Source organism: Streptomyces nanshensis, from assembly GCF_001751255.1.
In the GTDB taxonomy this organism is placed as follows: domain Bacteria; phylum Actinomycetota; class Actinomycetes; order Streptomycetales; family Streptomycetaceae; genus Streptomyces; species Streptomyces nanshensis_A.
Map to the genome: position 1 here is coordinate 1 of NZ_LJGW01000259.1, position 1662 is coordinate 1662.

The 1662-nt window shown below is 76.3% G+C and carries 1 protein-coding gene and 1 pseudogene; both read left to right on the forward strand.

The window, feature by feature from the left end; all coding sequences use genetic code 11:
* Window positions 1-617, forward strand: a pseudogene (locus AN218_RS15430) (MFS transporter); the annotation flags it as partial.
* A complete protein-coding gene (trpA, locus tag AN218_RS15435; RefSeq protein WP_070017462.1) occupies window positions 614-1468 on the forward strand; it encodes a tryptophan synthase subunit alpha in 855 nt (284 codons plus the stop codon). The pseudogene AN218_RS15430 and the gene trpA, both read left to right, overlap by 4 nt.
* The last annotated feature ends 194 nt before the right edge of the window (window positions 1469-1662 follow it).

Here is a 1662-nt window from a genome sequence, read left to right on the forward strand (position 1 = left end):
AGCCCGGCGGGTGGCTCGGCGCGCTCCGCCCCCGGGGCATGGGCCGCCTGATGGCCACTCTGGCGTGCGTCGGCGGCACCATCGGCGCGCTCGACCTCGCCGCGACCGCGGCCTCCGAAGAGTGGGGCCAGGGATGGATCGCCGGGGCCCTGCCGTCCGCGCTCAGCGTCGGCGCGATCGGCGGGAACGCGCTCTACGGGATGCGCCCCTGGCCCTGGCCCGTCCGTACGCAACTCACCGTGTTCGCCGCGGCGCTCCCGCTGGCGTGGCTGCCGCTGGCTGTCGCCCACACCCCGGCCGCCGCCGTCGGCGCCACCCTGATCGCCGGGCTGGCGTTCGGGCCGCTGCTGACCGTCGCCTTCCAGGCCGTGGACCTGCTCGTCGCGCGCTCGGCGATCCGAGAGGGCTACGGGTGGCTCATCAGCGGCATGGGCCTGGGGATCGCCGCCGGGAGCAGCCTCGCCGGCGCCATCGGCGCACCGCTGACCTTGCCGCTCGCCGCCGCCGCGCTGACGGCGCTGCTCGCGGCGACCGTACGCCGCCCCCTGGCGGCCGTGGCAGCCCCGGCCCGGCTCGGGATGCGCTTCGTCGTCCTGCCGGGAGGTGGTGAGCGATGACGGCACTGCACCCCTCNTACCTCTCCGCCCTGCTGGAGCGCGGCACCGGCCCGTGCCCGCTCGGCGTCTACCTCCCAGCCGGATACCCCTCCCTCGGTGGCTGCGGCGCCGTGCTGGAGCGCGCCGTACGTGAGGGAGGCGCGTCATTCATCGAGCTGGGCGTCCCCACCTACACGCCGCACCTGGACGGCGCGGCCATCTCCCAGGCCCACCACCAGGCCATGCGCGAGGGCACCGACATGGTCGGCGTGCTCACCCTCGTAGCGCAGCTCGCACCCGTCGCCCCGGTCGTCGTCATGAGCTACGCCCGCCCCGTCCTGCGCTACGGGATCGAGCGCTGGGCCGAGGCCCTGGCGTACGCCGGCGCCGCGGGCTGCATGCTGGCGGACCTTCCCGAAGACGAGGCGATTTCCTGGCACGCCGCCGCGGCCGCATACGGACTCCACGCGCCCCGCCTGCTGGAGGCGACCGCGCGCGAGGCCCGGGTCGTACGGCTCTCGTCGGCGGCCACCGGATGGATCTACCTCCCGGCTGCGGCCGCCGTCACCGGCTACCAGGGCGCGCTGGACCCGCTGGAGCTGGCACGGCGATGCGCCCACGTACGGCTCCATGGCGGTCCACCGGTCGTCTGCGGCGGAGGGATCTCCACCCCTGAGCTGGCCGCCGACCTCGCGCCCCTGGCCGATGCTCTGGTCATCGGCAGCCCCCTCGTACGGGAGCTGCTCGATGACCCCGGCCCGCGCGGCGCCGATGCCGCCGTGCACCTGGTCCGCCAATACACCCGCGCTCTGCACCAGGCGATCACCCCCCACCGCTCGCGTCCGGGCCCGGAAACGGGGAGCCCCGGATGACGTACGTACGCGACCACCGCCCCGCCCGCCGGTCACGGGCGCGGCGGCTCCCGGAGAGGACACCCCCGGCCTCCGTCCTCTCCTCCGCCCGGACAGGCCGCCGCGTGGGGGCGTGGCCTGTCCGGGCGGCCCCCCGGCAGTCCCCCGGCGGAGTCCCCCGGCCGGTGCGGGGCCAGTACCGGAGCCAGACCACA